At 69.1% G+C, this 23,710-nt stretch carries 21 protein-coding genes; 6 read left to right on the forward strand and 15 right to left on the reverse strand.

The window, feature by feature from the left end; all coding sequences use genetic code 11:
• Positions 1–23: 23 nt before the first annotated feature.
• The 3 genes from def to AC3ENX_RS09570 form a co-directional block, all read right to left on the reverse strand.
• Positions 24–515 (reverse strand): peptide deformylase, encoded by a 492-nt coding sequence (gene def / locus AC3ENX_RS09560; protein WP_434811654.1) that lies wholly within the window; start codon positions 513–515, stop codon positions 24–26.
• Entirely contained in the window at positions 515–1,876 is a 1,362-nt protein-coding gene (locus AC3ENX_RS09565) for a MinD/ParA family ATP-binding protein (protein WP_434811655.1), read from the reverse strand. Before AC3ENX_RS09565 ends, def begins: the two co-directional genes overlap by 1 nt.
• Positions 1,877–1,972: 96 nt before the next feature.
• The gene (locus tag AC3ENX_RS09570; RefSeq protein WP_434811656.1) at positions 1,973–5,380 is read right to left on the reverse strand and encodes a pyruvate carboxylase; all 3,408 of its coding nucleotides are present in this window, start codon (positions 5,378–5,380) and stop codon (positions 1,973–1,975) included.
• A gap of 107 nt (positions 5,381–5,487) precedes the next feature.
• Between AC3ENX_RS09570 and AC3ENX_RS09575 the strand changes: the two genes are divergently transcribed.
• Positions 5,488–6,297 carry a ParA family protein gene (locus AC3ENX_RS09575; RefSeq protein ID WP_434811657.1) on the forward strand — a complete coding sequence of 270 codons (810 nt, stop codon included), beginning with the start codon at positions 5,488–5,490 and terminating at the stop codon, positions 6,295–6,297.
• Positions 6,298–6,348: 51 nt separating this feature from the next.
• On the opposite strand, the gene AC3ENX_RS09580 is transcribed toward AC3ENX_RS09575, so the two are convergent.
• The 3 genes from AC3ENX_RS09580 to AC3ENX_RS09590 form a co-directional block, all read right to left on the reverse strand.
• Entirely contained in the window at positions 6,349–6,894 is a 546-nt protein-coding gene (locus AC3ENX_RS09580; RefSeq protein WP_434811658.1) for a MerR family transcriptional regulator, read from the reverse strand.
• Positions 6,895–7,016: 122 nt separating this feature from the next.
• Positions 7,017–7,703, reverse strand: a complete 687-nt coding sequence (gene ftsR, locus AC3ENX_RS09585) for a transcriptional regulator FtsR (protein WP_434811659.1) — start codon at positions 7,701–7,703, stop codon at positions 7,017–7,019.
• A complete protein-coding gene (locus AC3ENX_RS09590) occupies positions 7,700–8,161 on the reverse strand; it encodes an FHA domain-containing protein (RefSeq protein WP_434811660.1) in 462 nt (153 codons plus the stop codon). The genes ftsR and AC3ENX_RS09590 overlap by 4 nt, the downstream gene beginning before the upstream one ends.
• Positions 8,162–8,327: 166 nt before the next feature.
• On the opposite strand from AC3ENX_RS09590, the gene AC3ENX_RS09595 reads away from it, so the two are divergent.
• The gene (locus AC3ENX_RS09595) at positions 8,328–8,669 is read left to right on the forward strand and encodes a hypothetical protein (RefSeq protein ID WP_434811661.1); all 342 of its coding nucleotides are present in this window, start codon (positions 8,328–8,330) and stop codon (positions 8,667–8,669) included.
• A gap of 19 nt (positions 8,670–8,688) precedes the next feature.
• Here AC3ENX_RS09595 and AC3ENX_RS09600 read toward each other — a convergent pair whose 3' ends face one another.
• Positions 8,689–9,111, reverse strand: a complete 423-nt coding sequence (locus tag AC3ENX_RS09600) for a four-helix bundle copper-binding protein (protein ID WP_434811662.1) — start codon at positions 9,109–9,111, stop codon at positions 8,689–8,691.
• A 104-nt stretch (positions 9,112–9,215) separates the two neighbouring features.
• Between AC3ENX_RS09600 and AC3ENX_RS09605 the strand changes: the two genes are divergently transcribed.
• Positions 9,216–9,773 carry a copper resistance CopC family protein gene (locus tag AC3ENX_RS09605; protein ID WP_434811663.1) on the forward strand — a complete coding sequence of 186 codons (558 nt, stop codon included), beginning with the start codon at positions 9,216–9,218 and terminating at the stop codon, positions 9,771–9,773.
• A 9-nt stretch (positions 9,774–9,782) separates the two neighbouring features.
• Positions 9,783–11,183 carry a dihydrolipoyl dehydrogenase gene (gene lpdA, locus AC3ENX_RS09610; protein WP_434811664.1) on the forward strand — a complete coding sequence of 467 codons (1,401 nt, stop codon included), beginning with the start codon at positions 9,783–9,785 and terminating at the stop codon, positions 11,181–11,183.
• Positions 11,184–11,332: 149 nt separating this feature from the next.
• On the opposite strand, the gene AC3ENX_RS09615 is transcribed toward lpdA, so the two are convergent.
• From AC3ENX_RS09615 to AC3ENX_RS09630, 4 genes are read right to left on the reverse strand one after another with little or no spacing between them, the layout of a single operon-like run.
• On the reverse strand, positions 11,333–11,965 hold the full coding sequence (locus AC3ENX_RS09615) for a CYTH domain-containing protein (protein WP_434811665.1): 633 nt from the start codon (positions 11,963–11,965) through the stop codon (positions 11,333–11,335).
• Positions 11,962–12,189, reverse strand: a complete 228-nt coding sequence (locus AC3ENX_RS09620) for a response regulator (protein ID WP_434811666.1) — start codon at positions 12,187–12,189, stop codon at positions 11,962–11,964. The genes AC3ENX_RS09615 and AC3ENX_RS09620 overlap by 4 nt, the downstream gene beginning before the upstream one ends.
• A 53-nt stretch (positions 12,190–12,242) precedes the next feature.
• Positions 12,243–13,760 (reverse strand): CoA-acylating methylmalonate-semialdehyde dehydrogenase, encoded by a 1,518-nt coding sequence (locus AC3ENX_RS09625; protein WP_434811667.1) that lies wholly within the window; start codon positions 13,758–13,760, stop codon positions 12,243–12,245.
• A gap of 25 nt (positions 13,761–13,785) precedes the next feature.
• The gene (locus AC3ENX_RS09630) at positions 13,786–14,706 is read right to left on the reverse strand and encodes an NAD(P)-dependent oxidoreductase (protein WP_434811668.1); all 921 of its coding nucleotides are present in this window, start codon (positions 14,704–14,706) and stop codon (positions 13,786–13,788) included.
• Positions 14,707–14,838: 132 nt separating this feature from the next.
• Here AC3ENX_RS09630 and AC3ENX_RS09635 point away from each other — a divergent pair, with 132 nt between their 5' ends.
• On the forward strand, positions 14,839–15,570 hold the full coding sequence (locus AC3ENX_RS09635) for a glutamine amidotransferase (RefSeq protein ID WP_434811669.1): 732 nt from the start codon (positions 14,839–14,841) through the stop codon (positions 15,568–15,570).
• A gap of 20 nt (positions 15,571–15,590) precedes the next feature.
• Here the strand turns inward: AC3ENX_RS09635 and AC3ENX_RS09640 are convergent, their stop codons facing one another.
• The 3 genes from AC3ENX_RS09640 to AC3ENX_RS09650 form a co-directional block, all read right to left on the reverse strand.
• Entirely contained in the window at positions 15,591–16,499 is a 909-nt protein-coding gene (locus AC3ENX_RS09640; RefSeq protein ID WP_434811670.1) for a sulfotransferase, read from the reverse strand.
• A 75-nt stretch (positions 16,500–16,574) separates the two neighbouring features.
• Positions 16,575–19,016 (reverse strand): glycogen/starch/alpha-glucan phosphorylase, encoded by a 2,442-nt coding sequence (locus tag AC3ENX_RS09645; protein WP_434811709.1) that lies wholly within the window; start codon positions 19,014–19,016, stop codon positions 16,575–16,577.
• A gap of 179 nt (positions 19,017–19,195) precedes the next feature.
• A complete protein-coding gene (locus AC3ENX_RS09650; RefSeq protein ID WP_434811671.1) occupies positions 19,196–20,176 on the reverse strand; it encodes a YihY/virulence factor BrkB family protein in 981 nt (326 codons plus the stop codon).
• Positions 20,177–20,280: 104 nt separating this feature from the next.
• Between AC3ENX_RS09650 and AC3ENX_RS09655 the strand changes: the two genes are divergently transcribed.
• On the forward strand, positions 20,281–21,951 hold the full coding sequence (locus AC3ENX_RS09655) for a GspE/PulE family protein (RefSeq protein ID WP_434811672.1): 1,671 nt from the start codon (positions 20,281–20,283) through the stop codon (positions 21,949–21,951).
• Positions 21,952–21,994: 43 nt separating this feature from the next.
• Here AC3ENX_RS09655 and AC3ENX_RS09660 read toward each other — a convergent pair whose 3' ends face one another.
• Positions 21,995–23,401 (reverse strand): HNH endonuclease, encoded by a 1,407-nt coding sequence (locus AC3ENX_RS09660; protein WP_434811673.1) that lies wholly within the window; start codon positions 23,399–23,401, stop codon positions 21,995–21,997.
• Positions 23,402–23,710 lie beyond the last annotated feature (309 nt).

Genomic DNA, 23,710 nt, shown 5'->3' on the forward strand with positions numbered 1-23,710 from the left:
ACCCGCGGGTGTATCGAGACCCGTCAGAACCAGTCCGACTCGCGCACTTCACGCATCGCGACGCGGCGCTCTTCGGGCGTGAGTCGCTGCAGATAGACCATGCCGTCGAGGTGGTCGGTCTCATGCTGCAGCGCCTGGGCGAACAGCCCATCGCCTTCGAGCACGACCTCCTGGCCGTCGAGGTCGACGCCGACGACCTTCGCGTGCGGATGCCGCACAGCGTCGTGCCAGAGCCCGGGAACCGACAGGCATCCCTCACCCGTGGGCATCGCCTCGCCCGAGACCTCGACGAGCACGGGATTGAGCACGTAGCCGATCTCGCCGTCGACGTTGTAGCTGAACGCGCGCAGCCCGACACCGATCTGCGGCGCCGCGACGCCGGCACGCCCGGGTTCTGCGACCGTGTCGAGCAGGTCGCGCACGAGCGCTCGGATGCCGTCGTCGATGGTCTCGATGGGTGCGCTCGGCGCACGAAGCACCGGGTCGCCGTACAGGCGAATGGGGCGGACCGGCATCAGGCGACCGGGTTCAGGGCGCGCAGGCCTTCGACCACCGTCGCGGCGAGCTCGCGCGCTGCCTGACGGGTCTCGGGCTGGAGGTCGCGGAACGAGACTGCCGAGCCCGCGGCGATGTGCGCGTCGTACGGCACGCGCACAACGGCACGAACGCGCGTCGTGAAATGCGCCTCCAGCTCGCTCGCGCGCACCAACTGTGCGCCGGGGCGGGACGTGTTGAGTACGACGATCGCGCCGCGTACCTGCTCGGCGAAGCCGTTGGACTCCAGCCACGTCAGGGTCTCGGACGCGAGGCGCGCCTCGTCGACGCTCAGCCCTGCGACGATGATGAGCTGGTCGGCGGCCTCGAGCGTCGCCCCCATCACCGAGTGCACGATGCCGGTGCCGGTGTCGGTGAGCACGACGGAGTAATAGTGGGCCGCGATCTCGGCGACGCGTCGGTAGTCGTCGTCGCTGAAGGCCTCGGACACGTGCGGGTCACTGTCGGACGCGAGCACGTCCAAGCGCGTTTCGTCGCGCGCGACGATCGCCGAGATGTCGTTGAACCCGCGGATGCGGTCTGCAGAGCGCACCAGGTCACGGACGGTCTTGCCGCTGGAGCGCCCGACGCGCTCCGACAGCGTGCCGCGATCGGGATTGGCATCCATCGCGATGACACGGTCGTCGCGCGCATCGGCGAGGGCCATGCCGAGCAGTGTCGTGACCGTCGTCTTGCCGACGCCGCCCTTGCGGGAGAGCACCGGCACGAACTTCGCGCCACCGTGCAGCGGCGCCGCGATGCGCCGATCGAGGTCCTTGCGGGCGCGCGCCCGCTTGCCGTCGCCGAGGTTGATGCGGTGACCCGAGATCGTGTACAGGAAGTGCTGGAACGGTCCCTCCGGCTCGGGGCGCACGACGCGGGCGGGGTCGAGCAGGCGGTCGGCCGTCAGCAGGTCGCTGGTCTCTCGGTCAGCCTCGAAATCACCGAGCCGACGCGAGTGCAGCGGCACCTCGGAGGTGCGCGGACGAACCCGCTCGTGCGGGATGGCGACGGCCGTCGTCTCGGTCGCCGCAGGCTCGGCGGGCACCCGTGCGGGCGCGGGATCGGGCGCCGGCTCGGGCTCGACGTCGACGACGTCTCCGGCCGCTTCGCCCGCGGCAAGAGCCCGCGAGGCCTCCTCGAACGCGTCGGCGTCGATCGCCTCGCCCTCGGCGACGTCGTCGACATAGTCGTCGTCTTCGTCGTGCAGCACGGGCAGGGCGACATCGACCTGCGCTGTCGAGCCGTCGACGATGCCGATGCCCGTCGTATCGATGCTGCCGGCGCTGTCGAGCACCCCGTTCTCGAGGTCGTCGTCTGCGTTCTCGTTGCGGTCGGACATCACTGCACTCACTCCACGTCTGTCTCGGACTCGCGCTGGCGCGGCCCCAGTTCGTCGCGGCCCAGCGGTTCCCGGATGGGAGTCCGACGCTCCAGACTACTCGGCGGGTCGAATGACCAGCAAAAGGTCACCGGCTTCCACCGGAGCCGTCCCGCTGATCACCAGCCGCTCCACGACGCCGTCGACGGGTGCGGTGATCGCCGCCTCCATCTTCATGGCTTCGATCGACGCGACCGGCTGACCCGCCTTGACCTTGTCGCCCTCGGCAGCCTTGAGCGTCACCGCGCCCGAGAACGGCGCCGCGACCTGCCCCGGCTTCGACGTGTCGGCCTTCTCCGCCGCCTTCGTCTCCACCGCGATGCTGCGGTCTCGCACGAAGACCGGGCGCAACTGTCCGTTGAGCGTGGTCATGACGGTGCGGATGCCCTTCGCATCCGCCTCGCCGATGGCTTCGAGACCGACGTAGAGCTGCACGCCGGGATCGATCTCGGCGACGTGCTCCTCCCCCGGCTTGAGCCCGTAGAGGTAGTCGGGCGTGCCGAGCGTCGACAGGTCGCCGTACGTCGCGCGCGTCTTCTCGAACTCTCGCGCCGGTGCCGGGAACATGAGCCGGTTCAGCGTTTGACGGCGCGAAGCCGCGTCGCCGGCGAGCCCGGTGCGCTCGTCGTCGGTCAGCGGCGGGATGTCGATCGAGACCGAACGACCCGCGAGCACCTTGCTGCGGAACGGCTCCGGCCAGCCGCCCGGCAGGTCGCCCAGCTCGCCCGCCATGAATCCCACGACCGAGTCTGGGATGTCGTAGTTCTGCGGGTTCTGTTCGAAATCGGCAGGGTCGGCTCGCACCGCGACGAGCGCGAGGGCGAGGTCGCCGACGACTTTCGAGGACGGCGTGACCTTCGGGATGCGACCGAGGATGCGGTCGGCCGCGGCGTACATGTCTTCGATGAGCTCGAAGTCGTCCGCAAGGCCCAGCGCGATCGCCTGCTGGCGCAGGTTCGACAGCTGCCCGCCGGGGATCTCGTGGTGGTACACGCGCCCGGTCGGCGCGGGAAGACCCGACTCGAAGGGACGGTACAGCTGGCGCACGCCCTCCCAGTACGGCTCGAGGTCGCTGACGGACTGCAGGTCGAGCCCCGTGTCGCGATCGGTGTGCGCGAGGGCAGCCACCAGCGCCGTCAGGGACGGCTGGCTGGTGGTGCCCGACATCGGCGCGGCTGCGGCGTCGACGGCATCCACACCGGCGGCACTCGCGGCGAGCAGCGTCGCGAGCTGGCCGCCTGCGGTGTCGTGCGTGTGCAGGTGCACCGGCAGGTCGAAGTTCTCACGCAGGGCCGTGACGAGCTTCGCGGCCGCTGCGGGACGCACGAGGCCCGCCATGTCCTTGATGGCGAGAATGTGGGCCCCCGCCTCGACGATCTGCTCGGCCATGCGCAGGTAGTAGTCGAGCGTGTACAGCTGCTCGTTCGGGTCGAGCAGATCCGACGTGTAGCACATGGCCACTTCGGCGACCGAGGTGCCGGTCGCGCGCACCGCGTCGATCGCGGGACGCATCTGCGAGACGTCGTTGAGCGCGTCGAAGATGCGGAAGATGTCGACACCGGTGGCTGCAGCTTCGGTGACGAACGCGTCGGTCACCTCGACGGGGCGCGGCGTGTAGCCCACGGTGTTGCGGCCGCGCAGGAGCATCTGGATCGGGATGTTCGGCATCGCCGTCCGCAGGGCTGCGAGACGCTCCCACGGGTCTTCGGCCAGGAACCGCAGCGCCACGTCGTAGGTCGCACCGCCCCATGCCTCGACCGAGAGCAGCTGCGGCGTCATGCGTGAGACGTGCGGACCGACGCGGACGAGGTCACGCGTGCGCACGCGGGTCGCGAGCAGCGACTGATGGGCGTCGCGGTAGGTCGTTTCGGTGACGGCGAGTGCCGACTGCTCACGCAGCGACTTCGCGAACCCCTCGGGGCCCAGTTCGCGCAGGCGGGCGAGGGCGCCTGCGGGAGGCTCCGCCGCCAAGTCGATCGCCGGCAGCTTGCTGCCCGGCGACACCGACAGCGGCTTCTCGCCGTAGGGGCGGTTCACCGTGACGTCGGCGAGCCAGTTGAGCAGCTTGGTCGCCCGGTCACGCGACGGGTGGCTCGTGAGCAGTTCTGGGCGCTCGTCGATGAACGACGTGCTCACATCGCCGGCGCCGAACGCGTCGTCGTCGAGCACGGCGCGCAGGAACGGGATGTTGGTCGAGACGCCGCGGATGCGGAACTCGGCCAGGGCACGGCGCGCGCGCGCGACCGCGGCCGGGAAGTCGCGACCGCGGCACGTGAGCTTGGCGAGCATCGAATCGAAGTGCGGGCTGATCTGCGAGCCGGCCGCTGTCGTGCCGCCGTCGAGACGGATGCCGGCGCCGCCGGGCGACCGGTACGTCGTGATGCGCCCGGTGTCGGGTCGGAAGCCCTGCGAGGGGTCCTCGGTGGTGATGCGGCACTGCAGGGCGGCGCCGCGCAGGTGGATGTCCTCCTGGCGCAGGCCGAGCTCGTCGAGCGTGGCGCCGGCGGCGATCCGCATCTGCGACTGCACGAGGTCGACGTCGGTGACCTCCTCGGTGACCGTGTGCTCCACCTGGATGCGGGGGTTCATCTCAATGAACACGACCTCGCCGGTGCGTGGCCCAGCGGTCTCGAGCAAGAACTCGACCGTGCCGGCGTTCTCGTAGCCGATCGACTCGGCGAACGCCACCGCGTGCCGGTGAAGCGCCTTGCGGACCTCGTCGTCGAGGTTCGGTGCCGGAGCGATCTCAATCACCTTCTGGTGGCGTCGCTGCACCGAACAGTCGCGCTCGAACAGGTGCACCGTGTGGCCCGTCTTGTCGGCGAGGATCTGCACCTCGACGTGCCGCGGCCGCTGCACAGCCTGCTCGAGGAACACGCGCGCGTCACCGAACGCGCTGCCGGCCTCGCGCATCGCCTCGGCCAGCGCGGGCGCGAGCTCTGCCGGCGTCTCGACACGTCGCATGCCTCGGCCGCCACCGCCGGCGACGGCCTTCACGAAGATGGGGAACCCGATGTCGTCGGCTTGTCCGATGAGGGCGTCGACGTCGTCGGATGCCGGCGTTGAGCGCAGCACCGGAACGCCGGCCGCGATGGCGTGCTCCTTCGCTGTGACCTTATTACCCGCCATCTCGAGTGCGCGAGCGGGCGGGCCGATGAAGGTGATGCCCGCCGCCGCGGCCTGGGCGGCGAGGTCAGGATTCTCGGAGAGGAACCCGTACCCGGGGTAGATGGCATCCGCCCCGGATTCCTTCGCGACCCGCACGATCTCGGCGACGTCGAGGTAGGCCCGAACCGGGTGCCCCTTCTCGCCGATCTCGTAGGCTTCGTCGGCCTTCTGCCGGTGCAGCGAGCCGCGGTCCTCGAACGGGTACACCGCGACGGTTCGCGCACCGAGCTCATAGGCGGCTCGGAAGGCGCGGATTGCGATCTCGCCGCGGTTCGCGACCAGGATCTTGCGGAACATGCTCACCTCTCGGATTCGGGTGACGGCGTGCGTCCTCGACACTGCAAGTGGGACACCGCGAGTGCCTGAGTGTCCTCTCAGCCTAGGGGACGGTAACGTAGTGCCTCGTGCACGTACTCTCGGTCAGCTCTCTGAAGGGCGGTGTCGGCAAGACGACCGTCACTCTGGGCCTCGCCTCCGCGGCGTTCTCCCGTGGAGTGCGGACACTCGTCGTCGACCTCGACCCGCAGTCCGACGTGTCGACGGGCATGGACATCCAAGTTGCCGGTCGCCTCAACATCGCCGACGTGCTGGCGAATCCGAAGGAGAAGGTCGTCCGTCAGGCGATCACCTCCAGCGGGTGGGCGAAGGTCCACCCCGGCACGATCGACGTGCTGATCGGCAGCCCGTCCGCCATCAATTTCGACGGCCCGCACCCGAGCGTGCGCGACGTCTGGAAGCTCGAAGAGGCACTCGCGACGATCGAGTCCGAGTACGACCTTGTGCTCATCGACTGCGCCCCGTCACTGAACGCCCTCACGCGCACCGCGTGGGCGGCATCCGACCGTGTCGTCGTCGTCACCGAACCGGGACTGTTCTCGGTCGCGGCCGCGGACCGCGCGCTGCGCGCGATCGAGGAGATCCGCCGAGGCCTCTCCCCCCGCCTGCAGCCGCTGGGCATCGTCGTGAACCGCGTGCGCCCGCAGTCGATCGAGCACCAGTTCCGCATCAAGGAACTGCGCGACATGTTCGGCCCGCTCGTGCTGTCGCCGCAGCTGCCGGAGCGCACGTCGCTGCAGCAGGCGCAGGGCGCTGCCAAGCCGCTGCACATCTGGCCCGGAGACTCCGCTCAGGAGCTCGCGCGCGACTTCGACGCGCTGCTGGATCGCATCATGCGCACCGGCCGCATCCCGGTCGCCGGCGAAGCCCGCGCCTGACCCCGGTGGGCGAGTGCCGCGGCGAAGCCGCGGTGTATCGAGGCCCGAGCCTCAGGCGGTGCGCGCGGCGCGGCGAGCGGCCAGCTCGTCCATGGCGTCGGGCGCCTGCGCGTCGAACTCGACGAGGGTCGTCTCGACCTCGCGCAGCACCTTGCCGACGGCGATGCCGAACACGCCCTGCCCACGGCTGACCAGGTCGATGACCTCATCGTTCGACGTGCACAGGTAGACCGACGCACCATCGCTCATGAGCGTCGTGCCGGCGAGATCGCGGATGCCGGAGGCGCGCAGCTGCTCGACGGCGACACGGATCTGCTGCAACGAGATTCCGGTGTCGAGCAGACGCTTCACGAGCTTCAGCACGAGGATGTCGCGGAATCCGTAGAGACGCTGCGATCCTGAACCGCTCGCCCCGCGAACGGTCGGCTCGACCAACTCGGTGCGTGCCCAGTAGTCGAGCTGGCGGTAGGTGATGCCTGCCGCTCGTGCCGCTTCGGCACCGCGGTAGCCCACCTCGTCGTCGCGCTGCGGAAGCCCGTCCGTGAACAGGAGCGCCTCAGAGAACTGCGGGTCGCCTTGAGCGTCCTGCGCCGTCATCTTCGCCTCCTGCATGTGAGATCGGGTCCTTCCAACGCTAGAGCAGTCGGAGACCTCCGGCAACGACATCGGCTCGTGCGGTGTCGGCGTGTCGCGTCGCACCGGCATCGAGCCGGCCGAGATCAGGGGGCCAACCGCTCCAAAGCCGCCTGCACGAAGCCCGCGCGCAGTTCGTCGACGCGACGGGAGAGCTCGCCGGCGATCTCGCCTGCGCGGCCGCGAGCGCCCGAGTCGGTGCGACGCAGCAGCGGCGCCAGGGCGCTTTCGATCAGCGCCATCTCGCGCTCGACCGCCTGGCGAACGCCGCGCAGGTGGCGCGGCTGGATGCCATGGGCATCGAGCGCCGCGAGCGAACGCAGCATCGCGAGCGCACGCTCGTCGTATGTCTCGGCTGCGGGCAGCAGGCCCGCCGAGACGGCATCGCCCAGCAGCGACGGCTTCGCGTCAGCGGCCTTGGTGAGCTCGTCACGGCGATACCGTCGCACGGTCTGCACGATCGACGTCGGCACAGCCGCCGCCGACGCGCCGTCGGCGCCGTGCTCGTCGAGGTACTCGCGGATGCGCGCGAGCGGCAGGTAGTGGTCGCGCTGCAGGGTGAGCGCGGTGCGCACCCGTGCGACGTCGGCCGAGGAGAACTTTCGGTAGCCCGACTCCGTGCGCATCGGCGTCACGATGCCCTGCACCTCGAGAAAGCGCAGCTTGCTGGAGGTCAGCGAGGGGAACTCGGGCGTCAGGCGCGCCAAGACCTGACCGATGCTCAGGTAACCCGCGGCCGACGAGCGACCACGGGGTGATGCCGCGGGCGTCACGCGCCGGTCACCTGGTTGCGGTCGAGGGGCGAGACGAAGAAGTTCAGACGGAACTTGCCGATGCGCACCTCGGCACCGTCGACGAGCACGGCGCGGTCGACCCGCTCGCCGTTGACATACGTGCCGTTGAGTGAGCGCTGATCGACCATTTCGAAGACGTTGCCGGTGCGGGTGATCTCTGCGTGTCGGCGCGAGACCGTCACATCGTCGAAGAAGATGTCGGCTTCGGGGTGACGGCCGACGGTCGTCACATCGGTGTCGAGCAGGTAGCGCGCGCCCGCCGTGGGCCCGGAGCGGACCAGCAACAGCGCCGATCGCGTCGGCAGGGCTGAAATCGCCTCCGCCTCGACTGCGCTCAGTTCGCTCCCGAACGGGACGAACGACAGGTCGGAGTCGTGCCCGAACGTCTGTGTCGTATCCGGACGGACCTCGCCGTCACGTCGACCGTTGTCCTCCACTGTGGCCTCCTCCCACATCACCCTAACTGATCGAACCGGCCCGACGACATCGCAATCGGAACCCGGCGGCGGCGACTTCTGTGACCCTGTGTGTCGACGAGATCGCGGTGTCGGCATCGGCTCGCCTAGCCTGGCGCTGTTCGTCCGAAACCGACAGGAGCACACCGTGTCCACGCCGCAGAATCGCCTCACGCCCGCACCGGTGCGTCAGGACGCGCTCTGCATGTGCGTGCACGGCAGCGCGTGCTCGTCGTTCGCACCCGGACACGCCGTGCACCTCATCCAGGCGCGGCTGATCGCTGCGACGCCCTCCGAGTGGGTCGACGCGATCGCGACGCCCGGACACGACGGCTCGCTCGAACTGCACACGCTCGACGGTGACCGCATCCACGTCTGGAACGGCGCGGCCGCCGCGCACGTCGCCGCAGGTGAGCCGGTCGCGTACCACCCGCGCTATCACGCGGTCTCGGTCGGCACGCGCACCTTCAACGTCGCCGTCATCGACTGACGACCACCGCGCTCGCGCGTCAGGCCGCAGCCATCGCGCCCTTCATGGCCATGCACGCGTCGATGCACGCCTGACAGGCGTCTGCGCACATCTTGCACACGGGGCTCATGTCGGCGTGCGACGCACACGCGTCCATGCACATGCGACACATCTCGATGCAGGCGTCGAGCATCGCCGTCATCGCGGTCATCGTCATGCCCTGCATCCGCATCATGGTGCGCATCATGGCGTGGCACATGTCGGCGCAGTTCATGCACGCCGGGGCGCAGTCCATACCGTGACCGTCCATCATCTGCACAGAGCAGATCGTGCACGCCTGCTCGCACGCGGCACACGCGTCCATGCAGGCCTGCATGGTCTGCATCATCGCCTCGTCCATCGCCGGCATGCCGTCCATCACCGTCATGTCCTTCGACATGGCGTTCATCATCATGGCGTCCATCGCGTGACCTTCTTCCGCAGTCGGTGACGGGCGGGTCGCCCGCGTGTCGCCATGCTAGGCCTCGGGCGGCCGTTGCGACAGGCCTCGGTAGGCTGGATCGGGTGATGTCATCAGGAATTCACACGCGCCGCCGAGGCGTGCTGGCCTCCCTTGCCGTGCTGCTCGTCGCAGGCTTCGTCTCGGTCTCGACACCGGCGTTCGCACACGATGAGCTGATCGGGACGGACCCTGCCGCCGACAGCACGGTCGCCGAGACGCCGAGCGAGATCGTGCTGACCTTCAGCGGCATCCTGCTGGACGACGAGGGCAGCACGGTCGTGCAGGTCGTCGACGCGGCGTGCGCCGATGTCACCGACGGTGAACCCGTGGTCGACGGTGTGCGGGTGACACAGGCGCTCACGGCCGCCGCCGACGGCCCCGTCACCGTCACGTGGCGCGTGGTCTCGAGCGACGGCCACCCCATCTCGGAGTCGTACTCCTTCACGATCGGTGACGAGCCTGACGCGACACCGTGCGCGCAAGAAGAAGCGGCCACGGACGGCGCGGGCGGCGCGTTCGATCCGACGCTGCTGCTCGTGCTCGGCGGCGTGGTCCTGCTGGCCGCGGTCATCGTCGCGATCGTCGTCTTCACCGGACGGAACCGGGCCCCCGACGAGGACTAGGCTGGAGGCATGCCTCACTACGACGTCGTCATCCTCGGTGCCGGCCCCGGCGGCTATGTCGCGGCTGTCCGTTCCGCACAGCTGGGTCTGTCCACCGCCATCATCGAAGAGAAGTACTGGGGCGGTGTCTGCCTCAACGTCGGCTGCATCCCCTCCAAGGCGCTGCTCAAGAATGCTGACCTGGCGCACACCTTCAACCACAAGGCGGAGCTGTTCGGCATCCGCGGTGACGTGCAGTTCGACTTCGGCGCGGCGTTCGACCGCAGCCGCAAGGTCGCCGACACCCACGTCAAGGGCATCCACTTCTTGATGAAGAAGAACAAGGTGACCGAATACGAGGGTCGTGGCACCTTCACCGGCCCGAAGGCGATCACCGTCGCCAAGGCCGACGGCTCGAGCGAAGAGGTCACCTTCGACAACGCGATCATCGCGACCGGCTCCACCGTGCGCCTGCTGCCCGGCGTCGAGCTGAGCGAGAACGTCGTCACCTACGAGGAGCAGATCCTCACCCGCGACCTGCCCGAATCGATCGTCATCGTCGGCGCCGGCGCCATCGGCATGGAGTTCGGCTTCGTGCTGAGCAACTACGGCGTCAAGGTCACCATCATCGAGTTCCTCGACCGTGCCCTCCCCAACGAGGACCCCGACGTGTCGAAGGAGATCGCCCGCCAGTACAAGAAGTATGGCGTCGAGATCCTCACCGGCACCAAGGTCGAGCAGGTCATCGACTCGGGCGAGAAGGTCACCGTCAACTACTCGAACAACGCGAGCGGCGAAAAGGGATCGATCGAGGCCGACAAGGTGCTCATGTCGATCGGCTTCGCCCCGCGCGTCGAAGGCTTCGGCCTCGAGGCGACCGGCGTGAAGCTCACCGACCGCGGCGCCATCGAGATCGACGACCACATGCGGACGAACGTCGAGGGCATCTACGCCATCGGCGACGTGACCGCGAAGCTGCAGCTGGCGCACGTCGCAGAGGCGCAGGCCGTCGTCGCCGCCGAGACCATCGGCAAGGCCGAGACCCAGACGCTGGGCGACTACCGCATGATGCCCCGCGCCACCTTCTGCTCGCCGCAGGTCGCCTCGTTCGGCCTCACCGAGCAGCAGGCGATCGACGAGGGCCACGAGATCAAGGTCGCGAAGTTCCCCTTCAGCGCCAACGGCAAGGCCAACGGCCTGGGCGAGCCGGTCGGCTTCGTCAAGGTCATCGCCGACGCCGAGCACCTCGAGCTGCTGGGCGCCCACATGATCGGCCCCGACGTGTCGGAACTGCTGCCCGAGCTGACCCTCGCGCAGAAGTGGGACCTCACCGCACTCGAGGCCGCCCGCAACGTGCACACCCACCCGACGCTGTCGGAGGCGCTGCAGGAGGCCTTCCACGGCCTCGCGGGACACATGATCAATATGTGAGTTTCCGCTACCCTGGACCACACTGCTGACGCCGCCCCGAACGAAGCCGGGGGCGGCGTCAGTGCGTTGTGGGTGCGTTTCGTCTCGCTGCGCTCGCTCAACGACCGGTCGTTGAGCGAGCGAGCGGAGCGAGCGAGACGAAACGCAGGCTACCGGCCGAGGGCGCGGGCGAGCTTCGAACCGGATGCCGCGGGGCGGCCGCCGGCGGATGCCACGAGCTCGTCGGCAGCGGCGAAAAGGGCAGCGCGGGACGCATCGTCCGCGGGTGCGGCGGGGCCGAGCTCGAGCTCCCATTCGCGCCACGACGTCTCGACGCCGCGGCGCACGTCGGTCGCGGTGACACGGTCATCGACGAACTCGGCGACCAGTCCCCCGGCCGCGTCGCGCAGCGCGTAGGCGGTGCGGGCGTTGCGGATGCGGGCGAGCACGTCGAACGGCGGTGCGGCGACGTGCGCGAGCGCTGCGACCACGGCATCCGGCGGCACCGGCGCCTCGTCGTCGTCGGCGGCGCCGAGCGCCCAACGGGATTCGTGCTTACCCTCGGGGGTGGAGCGCTTGATGTGCCAGCCCTCGTCCGGGCCGCCGGTGCGGCGGCGCAGCGCCGTCAGCGACGCCGCCAGCGCACCGTCGGCCGTGTCGAGGTAGCGGGCGTCGAGTGCCCGCGCCTCCGCGGCGTCGACGGCGGCGACACCGGGCAGCGCCGACCAGTCGGGCAGCGGTGTGGTGTCGTCGACGTCGTACTTGCGCTCGATCTCGAGCGAATGCTCCGCGTCAGCGGTCACTCGTCGCGGCCGTCGGGGTCCGGGTTGATGTCTTCGGTGGCCTCGACGTAGCGGAACGTCGCCTCGGTGGGTCCGTCGTGCTCGCCGGTGTGCTCGAGCGCACCGTCGCGCTCGTAGACGAGCTGGCCCTCACCATAGGGCGCGATGTAGCGCTCCAGGTCAGGGTCCTCCAGCGGCAGAACCTGTCCGTCGAGCGGACCTCCGAGCAGTCGTGCAATGGCCATGGTCGACCTCCTGCCCTGAGCCTAGCCCTGACCACAGGCCGCCGCCGTCGGTGTCAGTGGTGCGTCGGGAAACCGAGGCTGATCTGACTCTCACTCGGGTCGGGCCACCGTGTCGTGACGACCTTGCGGCGCGTGTAGAACTGGAACGCCTCCGGGCCGTACATGTGGGTGTCGCCGAACAGCGAGTCCTTCCACCCGCCGAACGAGAACGCACCCACCGGGACCGGGATCGGCACGTTCACGCCGACCATGCCCACCTCGATGTCGAATTCGAACTGCCGCGCCGTGCCGCCGTCGCGCGTGAACACGGCGACCCCGTTGGCGTACCGGCTCGCGTTGATGAGGGCGACGGCCTCGTCGTAGTCGGCGACGCGCACGACCGACAGCACCGGGCCGAAGATCTCTTCGTCGTAGACGCGCATGCCGGGCGTGGCGTGGTCGACGAGCGACGGGCCGATGAAGAAGCCACCGCCGTCGACCGTGACCTCGCGGCCGTCGACGACGAGTGTCGCCCCCTCGCCTTCGGCCCCGGCGACGAATCCGGTGACGCGGTCGAGCGCGTCGGGCGTGATGAGCGGGCCCATGTCGGTGGCTGGGTCGGCGCCGTCGCCGACGGTCAGTCCGCCGAGGCGCTCGGCGACCTTCGCGACGAACTCGTCGGCGACCTCGCCGACCACAGCGGCGACCGAGATCGCCATGCACCGCTCCCCCGCCGACCCGTACGCTGCCGAGACGGCGGCGTCGGCCGCGGCATCCACATCGGCGTCGGGCATCACGACCATGTGGTTCTTCGCCCCGCCGAGGGCCTGCACGCGCTTGCCGTTGGCCGCAGCCCGCGTGTAGATGTGCTGCGCAACCGGCGTCGAGCCGACGAACGAGACGGCGCGGATGGTCGGGTCGTCGAGGATCGCGTCCACGGCCTCGCGGTCGCCGTGGACGATGTTGAGGATACCGTCGGGCACGCCCGCCTCAGCGAACCGCTCCGCAAGCCACACCGCGGCCGAAGGGTCGCGCTCGCTGGGCTTGAGGATCGCGGCGTTGCCGGCGGCGATCGCGGTGGTGACCATCCACAGCGGCACCATCGCCGGGAAGTTGAACGGGGTGATGCAGGCGACGACGCCGATCGGCTGGCGCACCTGGTGCACGTCGACGCCGCTGGCGACCTGCTCGGCGTACTCGCCCTTGAGGTGGTGCATGAGGCTCGTGCAGAACTCGACGTTCTCCAGTCCGCGTGCGACCTCGCCGAGCGCGTCGGCGTGGGTCTTGCCGTGCTCGGCGGTGATGATCGCGGCGAGCTCGTCGGCGCGGTTCGCGATCACTTCGCGCAGCTTGAACATGATCGCCTGCCGCTTGACGAGGCCGGTCTCGCGCCACGCCACCTGCGCCTCGGCCGCGATGCGGGCGGTTTCGGCCACGACGGCCGCGGATGCCAGGGCGACCTCGCCAGTCTGCTCCCCCGTCGCCGGATTGTAGACCGGGCCGGTGCGGCCGTCGGCGGCGACCTTGCGGCCGCCGATGACGTGCGGGATCTGCGCGTAGCTGGTGGCGGTGGATGTCGTTGTCGTGCTCATGCGGGGCTCCTTGTGGGATGTGGGATCAGACGGCGGGCGGTTCGTAGCCGCGCAGGGTGCCGTCGGGGGTGGCGAAACGGGTGACGAGGGTGCAGTCCTTGCCGCCGAGGCCCTCGTCGACGAGCTGCTGCAGTTGTCCGAGGGCGAGCTCGGCGGCGGGCACATGCACGCCGGTGGCGTGCCCGGCGTCGACGGCCAGGGCGCAGTCCTTGAAGGCGAGGTCGACCGAGAACGTGGCGTCGAAGTTGCGGTTCGCGGCGGCAGTGTCGACGACACCGGGCACCGGATACCAGGTCTTCAGCGGCCACGACGAGCCGGACGAGGCGCCGGCGACCTGGTACATGACCGCGGGGTCGAGGCCGAGCTGCTCCGCCAGCTGCGAGCCCTCGGCGACGGCCATGACGCCGATGAACAGCATCATGTTGTTCACGAGCTTCGCGGCGATGCCGCTGCCGGCGTCGCCGCAGTCGACGATCGTCGCGGCCATGGGCGCTGCGAACGCACGCGCGCGGGCGAGGTCGTCGGGGTGCCCGCCCAGCATGAACGTGAGCGTGTGCGCCGCGGCACCCGCCGTGCCGCCCGAGATCGGGGCGTCGACGAAGGCGAGGCCGCGGGCCTCGGCCTCGCGGTGGCACCAGCGCGACGTCTCGACGTCGACCGTCGAGGTGTCCATGAGGAGGGTACCGGCATCCGCCAGCGCGAACACTCCCTCGTCGCCGCCGTAGACGCCGCGCACATGCTCTGGTCTCGGCAGTGACGTGATGCACACGTCGGCGCCGTCGAGCGCTGCGGCGATCGAGTCGACGATCTCGACACCGTGCGCCGCTGCGGCCTCGCGGGCTGACGCATCGAGGTCGACACCGCGCACGGTGTGACCTGCTGCGGTGAGGTTGGCGGTCATCGGCCCGCCCATGTGGCCGAGTCCGATCCAGGCGTATGTGGACATGGGGTTCTCCCTGCGACGTCCTTGTCGCGACCGCGGGGTGTGCGGTCGTCGCCCCCAGCCTATGCGGCGTTGCGCGCGACGTCATCCGCGACCGGACGGCGACACCGCCCGCGCGACTTAGACTTCAACGCGATGAAACCGTTCCTGTTGCTGGCCACCCGCGCCGAAGACGTGCCCGCCGACGAGGAGTACGAGCTGTTCCTCCGCTACAGCGGGTTGGACCGGCGCGACCTCGTGCGGGTGCGGCTCGAGGCAGGGCCCATGCCCGAGATCGACCTCGACGACTACTCCGGCATCTTCGTCGGCGGCGGACCGTTCAACGCGTCCGACCCGGATGAGAAGAAGTCGGCGGTGCAGCACCGGGTCGAAGCCGAGTTCGGCGCACTGCTCGACCGGGTCGTCGCCGAGGACTTTCCATTCCTCGGCGCCTGCTACGGCATAGGCACCCTCGGTGTGCACCAGGGCGCGGTGATCGACCGGACCCACGCCGAGCCGATCAGCGTCGTCGAGGTCAGCCGCACCGTCGTCGGCGCCGATGACCCGCTGCTGGCCGGGCTCCCGGACCAGTTCACGGCGTTCGTGGGCCATAAGGAGGCCGTCACGGTGCTCCCGCCGACCGCGACCCTGCTCGCGACGTCGGCCGCGTGCCCCGTGCAGATGTTCCGCGTCGGGCAGCACGTGTACGCGACCCAATTCCACCCCGAGCTGGATGTCGAGGGCATCACGACGCGCATCCACGCCTACGCCGACTACGGCTACTTCGCGGCCGACGAGAAGCACCTCACCCTCGAGGCGGTGCGGCGCCTGCCCGTGACGCACACCGGCAGCATCCTGCGCCGCTTCGTCGAGCGGTACGCGCGCTAGGAACCGCCGCGAGACAGCAGTCACCCCTCCCTCAGCGCACCCAACCGGGTGCGCGCGGACTCGAGCCGATCCCAGACCGGCTTTGCGACGCGCTCGAGGATCTCTACCTCGTCAGTCGAGACGTTCGCCCGCCATGCGTCCGCGACCTCGGCCGGCGACCTGTCGAAATTGTGTAGCTGTGTCGCAACCGCCGCCGTGGAGGACTCCCGCGACAACTCACCCGCCATCGCACTGTTCCACCCGATACCGAGCCTGCTGGCAAGTGTGCGCCCCGCGGGAGTACCCCCACTGGCCAATTCATGGTGCGACACAATGTGGACACCATCGGAGGTGACGCCGTCGGAGACGACATCGCGCAATGTCAGCGCATGCAACACCGACCAGAACGCACACATCGCTTCCACCTCGTTCGCCTCGCCCGGCTCGGGAAGCTCGGGAAGCCCACTCCCGTCAACGCTGGCGAGCACCGCGCGGAGTTCAGCCAGATCCGGCGACCAGCCCATCCGTCGGTAGCTGGCCAGCACCGCACCGGGATGACGATAGAGCAGCACGGCACGCGCACCGGTCGCTGCCATCACTGCCGGCACGGACAACATGGCAAACGGATCTTTGATCACGACGCGCGTCCTAGGCCATGGCGCCGCCCACTGCCGGTGGCCGTAGCGACTGTAGGTCAGCGGGTTGAGCCCTCTATACGCCAGTGCGAGCGCGCGCTGCTGTGCGGGCGTAGGGTTTGTGACGCGGGCCCAGCCCGACAGCGTGCCCCCGAGCGCGTACTGGCCGCGCCTGGGATTCATGGGCTCCCGGCCTGCAAGCGCCAGGCCGTTGCCCTGCGCGAGAAGCCGTGCGAGCCACGTTGTTCCGGAGCGTGGGACACCCGTGACCAGAATCGGTGCTCGGTCCGGCCTCTCGTGTCGTGTCCCCAACATCGACCTCCTCGATCCCCAGTTTGAGGCATCAGTGTAGTGGGTTAGGACTCGGAGCGCGGCAACCCACCACCTAGGTCAGAGGACGGGCGGGGTGTGCCAGATGCGGTCGATGTAGTCGCGCATCGACCGGTCGGACGAGAAGAATCCGCAGCGGGCGACGTTGAGGATCGCGGAACGCGTCCAGGCGTCCTGATCGGCGTACGCGGCATCCACCTTCGCCTGCGCCCCGATGTAGGTCGCGTAGTCGGCCAGCACCATGAAGCGATCGTCGTAGAGCAGGTTCGACACGACGGGCTCGAAGACCGAGCGGTCGCCTCCCGAGAACGCACCCGACGCGATCAGGTCGATCGCGCTGCGCAGCTGCGGGTCGCGCTGGTAGAACTCAGCCGGCTTGTAACCGCGCGCCCACAGCGCCTCGACTTCGGGCTCACTCATGCCGAACAGGAAGAAGTTGTCGTCGCCGACGAGCTCGCGGATCTCGACGTTCGCGCCGTCGTCGGTGCCGATGGTGAGCGCACCGTTGAGGGCGAACTTCATGTTGCCGGTGCCGGACGCCTCCTTGCCTGCAAGCGAGATCTGCTCCGACAGGTCGGCGGCGGGAATCACGCGCTCGGCGAGGGTGACGTTGTAGTTGGGCGGAAAGATCACCTTCAGTCGGCCCTCGACGCGCGGGTCGTTGTTGACGACCTGCCCGACCGCGTTGATGAGGTGGATGATGCGCTTGGCCATCGCATAGCCAGGCGCCGCCTTCGCACCGAAGATGAAGGTGCGCGGCTGCACGTCGGCTGCGGCCACCTTGCCCGAGATGATCGCCTCGTACTGCGTCACGATGTGCAGCAGTTTCAGCATCTGACGCTTGTACTCGTGGAGGCGCTTGACCATGACGTCGAGCATGTGCCCGTCACTGACCTCGACGCCGTCGCGCGCCGCGAGCACCGCCGACAGTCGGCGCTTGTTGTCGGCCTTGATCTCGCCGAACGCCGTGCGGAAGTCGGGATCTTCGGCGTACACCTCGAGCTCACGCAGCCGCTCGAGGTCGGTGAGCCAGCCGGTGCCGAGGGCGCTCGTGATGAGCTCGCTCAGCTCGGGGTTCGCGAGCCGCACGAAACGACGCGGGGTCACGCCGTTGGTGACGTTCGTGAACTTGCCGGGGAAGAACTCGTTGAAGGCGGGCAGCACCTTCTCGCGCAGCAGCTGCGAGTGCAGCTCGGCGACGCCGTTCACCTTCGCGCCGGCGACGGTGGCGAGGTACGCCATGCGGACGCTGCGCTCGGGGTGCTCGGCGATGATCGACATGTTGCGGATGCGCATCTCGTCGTCGCCGTAGCGGGCACGCACCTCGTCGAGGAAGTCGTCGTTGATGCGGTAGATGATCTCGAGGTGCCGCGGCAGCAGCCGACCGAGCAGGTCGACGGGCCATTCCTCGAGGGCTTCGGGCAGCAGCGTGTGGCACGTGTACGCGAAGCATTCGCGCGTGATGTCCCACGCGGCATCCCACTCGAGCCCGCGCTCGTCGACGAGCACGCGCATGAGCTCGGGCACGCCGATCACGGGGTGGGTGTCGTTGAGCTGGAAGATGACGCGCTCGGGCAGTCGGGTGAGGTCGAAGTCCTTCGGCAGCACGGTGTCGAGGAAGTCCTTGATGGATGCCGCGACGAAGAAGTACTGCTGCTGCAGGCGCAGCTCCTTGCCCTGCGGCGTGGAGTCTTCGGGGTAGAGCACCTTGGAGATGTTCTCGGCGAAGGTCTGCGCACGCACCGCCTCGGCATAGTCGCCCGAGTTGAAGATGCGCAGGTCGAAGGCGTCGGTCGCGCGTGCGCTCCACAGGCGCAGGGTGTTCACGCGCCCGTTGTGATAGCCGGGAACCATGTAGTTGTAGGGCAGGGCCTGCACGTTCCAGCCCGGCACCCACCGCGTGCGGGTGACGCCTGCATCGTCGTAGGTCTCGGTGTGTCCGCCGAACGAGACCGTCTGTGCGGCCTCGGGGTGCGGGAACTCCCACGGCGAACCGAGCGCGAGCCACGCGTCAGGCTGCTCGACCTGCTGGCCGTCGACGAAGGTCTGACGGAAGATGCCGTACTCGTAGCGAATGCCGTAGCCGATGTTGGGCACGCCCATCGTCGCGAGGGAGTCGATGAAGCACGCGGCCAGTCGCCCGAGACCGCCGTTGCCGAGGCCGGGTTCGACCTCGTGGCCGCGCAGCTCGTCGATGTCGATGCCGCACGAGGCCATCGCCTCGGTCGCGATTTCGGTGAGTCCGGTCGCCAGCAGGTTGTTGTCGAGCTGTCGGCCGAGCAGATATTCGGCCGAGAGATAGCAAACGCCCTTGCCCTGCGCCTCGCGCTGGCGACGCAGGTCTTCGAGCCAGCGCGCCATCAGGTAGTCGCGCACGGTGTGCGCGAGCGCTTGATAGCGATCGTTGTCGCTGGATGCCGAGAGCGGGACGCCACGGACCAGGTTGAGGTTCTCGAGGAATTGCCGCACGAATCCGTCGACCGTGCGCGGCGGCGAGGTCACCGGGGCGATCGCGAGCGGGTGGGTGGCGCCTGCCGGGTGGGTCGCGCCGGTCGGGTGCAGCGCGGGGGCGTTGTTGTCGAGCACAGAATGAACCGTACCCCGCCGAGGGCCCAGACTGTGACCGTTCCCAGCAAGTCGTTGCGCAGTATTCACAGAGCGCGCCGCGTTCGGCGGGTCTGTCAGGCGTCGCCGCGCTCGCTGCGGGCAGCGGCCTGCGCCGTGCGCAGTTCGGCGGATGCGGCCACCACGGCATCCTCCGCCCGGTGCACGCGCAGCTGCGCGATCGTGGTCGAGCCGTGCGTTTCGCGTACGCGGTCGGCGTCTTCGGCGACCTTCGTGACGATGAAGGCCGTCGCGATCAGGATGACCTGAGCGGACAGGTTGAGCCAGAGGAGCAGTGCGATGAGCGATCCGAACGTGGCGAGCAGCGGATTCGAGGTCGCTCCGCCCACGAACAGGCCCGACAACTGCTGCAGCACCGTGAGGCCGACGGCGCCGACAAGGGCACCCGACCACAGCGCCTTCGGCTTCGCCCGCACACCGGAGAGCACCCGGAACAGCGCCGCGATGATGACGGCATCCAGCACGAAGGTCACCACGATCGCCAGCGCGCGACCGGCGACCGTCACGAGCGGATCGTCGCCGGCGACACCGAGCCATCCCGCGACGAGGTCGAGGCCAGCCGTGCCGAGCATGGTCGCGCCGGCCGAGGCGAGCAGCCCCGCCCCGACGGTGACGGCGAGCAGCAGGTTGCGCAGCAGCACCCAGATGAAGAGGGTGTCGTCGCCGACGATGCCGGCGATCTGCCGCATCGCGAGGCGCAGCGACCCGATCGCGCCGATCGCGGCGCCGATGAGGCCGAGGAGTGAGACGGCACCGGCGATGGTCAACCCGGCCATCGGTGCGATCTCGGACGTGTCGATGAGGCCGTCGTCGCCGACGAGACCGGGGACGGCGCTGTCGACGGCGGCGACGAGCGCCTGCCAGGCAGTGGGGTTGCCGGTCAGCCAGATCGCGGCGATCGAGAAGCCGAGCAGCACACCGGCGAAGACGCTGAACAGGGTGCGGTAGGTGACGCTGTCGGCGAGCATCGGGCCCTTGTTCATCGAGTAGCGGAAATAGGCCCGGACCAGGCTGCGACGCAGCATCCAGGCGACCACGGATCCGAGAACACCTTTATTCACATCAGCCTCAACAATCTCGCGCTTCCCATTCCCCCCACCGGTCGCGGCGGAATAGGATACCCACGGGGAGAGGATATGCCGTGAAGGGACTCGCGGAGACATTGATCCGCACCGGCGCGGTTCGTGCTCAAGACATGTGGGATGCCGTCGCTCAAGTGGGCGACGGCCCGGAGTTGCGCGCGCAGCTGCTTGCGATGCAACTCGTCACCGAGTCGCAGATCGCCGAGGGCGTCGCCGAGCAGACCGGCTACACGTTCGTCGACCTCACCGCACTCACCCTGAGCGCCGAGACCGTCAGCGCCGTGCCCGCGAATCTGTGCCGTCGGTACCGCCTCATTCCCATCGAACGCGGCCGCCGCAGCATCACGGTCGGCATGGTTGACCCGAGCGACATCATCGCGCTCGACGACGTCGCGACGGCAACCGAACTCAACGTGCGTCCGGCTGTCGTCGCGGCCGATGCGTTGGAGGCCGCCTTCGCTCGCTTCTTGCGCTCCGACGAAGAGTTGAGCGACCTGTCGGAGCAGATCGGTGAGATCGCGGCAGCCGACGCCGGCCCCGGCGCCACCGAGTCACTCGAAGACACCGCAGACGACGCGCCCATCGTCCGCTTCGTGAACCTGCTGATCTCGCAGGCCATCAGCGACCGCGCCAGCGACATCCACATCGAACCCGGCGAGAAGCACCTCGCGGTGCGGTACCGCATCGACGGGGTGCTGCACGAGATGCAGCGCGCCGACCGTGCAATTCAGGACGGCGTCATCTCGCGTCTGAAGATCATGGCCGCGGTCGACATCGCCGAGAAGCGCAAGCCGCAGGACGGCCGCCTGTCGGTGCAGCACGACGGGCGTCAGATCGACCTGCGCCTCGCGACGCTGCCGACGGTGTGGGGCGAAAAGATCGTCATGCGAATCCTCGACAGTTCGGCGCAGTCGCTCACGATGCAGGACCTGCGTTTCTCGCTCATCAACGAGCAGCGGTTCCGCGGCGCGATCAGCCGCCCGCACGGCATGGTGCTCGTCACCGGCCCCACCGGGTCGGGCAAGTCGACGACGCTGTACACGGCACTGAACACGGTCGCGAACCCGCGCATCAACGTCATCACGGTCGAAGACCCGGTCGAGTACCGCATGGCGGGCATCAACCAGGTGCAGGTGAACGCCCGCGCCGGCATGACCTTTCAGGCGGCACTGCGCTCGATTCTGCGGTCGGACCCCGACGTCGTGCTCGTCGGTGAGATCCGCGACCAGGAGACCGCGACGATCTCCATCGAGGCCGCCCTCACCGGTCACCTCGTGCTCTCGACGCTTCACACCAACGACGCACCGAGCGCTCTGACACGGCTCACCGAGATCGGCTGCGAGCCGTTCCTCGTCGGCACGGCACTGTCGGCGGTCGTCGCCCAGCGCCTCTCGCGTCGACTGTGCCTGAAGTGCCGTGAGTCGTACGTCGAGTCGGCCGATGTACTCGAGAGCATCGGCTTTCCGCACAACCCGCTCGACCCGCCTGTGCTGTACCGCGCCGTCGGCTGCTCGGCTTGCTCGGGCACGGGGTACCGCGGGCGCGTCGCACTGCACGAAGTGATGACGGTCTCCGAATCGCTCGAGCAGATGGTCGTCGGGCACGCGACCGGTACCGAGCTGCGCACGAAGGCGATCGAAGAAGGCATGGTGCCGCTGCGAGAAGACGGCTTCAGCAAGGTCGCGCAGGGCATCACCACGATCGAAGAGGTGTTGCGCGTCGCGGTCTGAGCCGGGCGCCAGCCGGGTCTCGATACACCGCGGCTGCGCCGGTTCACGCGGCGGCGGGGGCGTAGTCGAATCGGTGTCTGGCGCCGAGTCTCGGGGTGCGGGTGCTGTCGACCCATGGCGGCGGGATGAACCAGACGCGTGCGTTCGTGCCGGGACCGTCGATACGGATGTCCCAACCGTTGTCGTGGATGCGGTGGTGGCAGCTTGTGCAGAGCAGGACGCCATTGGACAGGTCGGTTCTCCCGCGGTCTCTGGCCCACCATTGGATGTGGTGCACCTTCGCGTGCCCGGGTGGCGCACCGCAGAAGGCGCAGCCGCCGTCTCGTTCGATGAGGGCGAGGCGTTGTGCGGGCGTGAAGAGGCGCTTCTGGCGGCCCCAGTCGAGGATCTCGCTGTCACCGCCGAGGACGCAGGGGATGATGCCTTTGTCGGCGGCCATGCGACGGACGGTGCTGATGGAGACGGGTGCGGCGGTGCCGTCGATACTGGCGTGGCCGGTGCCGTCTCGAAGGTCGTCGAGCGAGACCCGCACCACGACGGTCGCGCCCTGGAGGGGCATGTCGCGTCGGTCGCAGCCGAGGAGGTGTTCGCAGAGCGCCACGAGCGCATCGGCTTGCAGGCGTGGGATGGTGCGGTGTGGTGCGTCGGGAAGATCGTCGAGAGGCCGGTCGACGGGGTCGGCGGTGCCGGTCGATGCGTCACCGGCGGTGTGGCCGCGGTCCCGCTGGGCGGCGAGTTCGGCGGTGACGTAGCCTTCGATGGCGGCGCGGACCGGGGCTGCTGCTTCGGGGTCCAGGGTGCCGTGCAGGTGCAGCATCCCGTCACGGTCTTCTCGCATACGCAAGACGCGCCCAGCGCGCAGGTCGTCCTCGCGGGGCGCGACCCCGTCAGGGTCGAGGTGCGCTTCGACTCGGACCAGGATCTTGCTGAGCTGGTCCAGCGACAATCCGGGCGCCTGCTTCACGAGCACTCGCTCGGCGTCGTCGACCGCAGCCCGGCCGGCGCGGGGCTCCACCCGGTCGAGCACTGCGACGATCGCGGCGGCCGCGGCACTCGAGAGATCTCCAGTCCCGACACCGGCAGCCACGTGCGGATGCTTCGCCGGCGCGGCCTCACCACTGAACTGCATGCGGGGTGCGGTCGCGTCACCGACCTGCACCAGCCGGGCCGCTTCTCCGTTCGTGGTGCCCAGGGTCGTCGCCAGCAGCGTGTTCGCGTTCCGGAATCCGTGCTGCTTCGCGAGCGAGTCCGCTCCGAGTTCGGGACGCGACTGGCGCGAGATCTCGGCCGCGACCTGCACAGCGGCCGCGTCGGTGAGTCGGCGCACCCGAGCGAGCGCATCGTTGAGCTCGACGAGCCGGGCTCCCTCGAGCCCGGCGACACCGTCGGCCGGCCACAGCTCACGGGCCGCGTCGACCGCGGTCTGCAGATGCTCGGCTGGCGTCTTCATGTTCGAAACACTACGCCTCACCTCCGACATTGCTTCGAAACTTTCCACAGTCTGGGTTTGGGTCTCGATACACCGCGGCGAAGCCGCGGCACTCGACCACCGGGAGGGACACCGCGGCTGCGCGGACTGGATGCCGGCGACGTGTACATCTGGATCGAACGCGACGACCACGGGGCCATCACCAGAACCACAGGCTACGAAGCGAGCGCCGACGGCCGGCATGTGAGCGGGCGTGGCTGTTCAGTAGGCGCTCCGGCCCGTTCTGGCTGCAGCTCGGCTTCGAGCCGGCGAATCGGGATGCCCTGGCAT

The sequence above is a fragment of the Microbacterium sp. bgisy189 genome, from assembly GCF_057707225.1.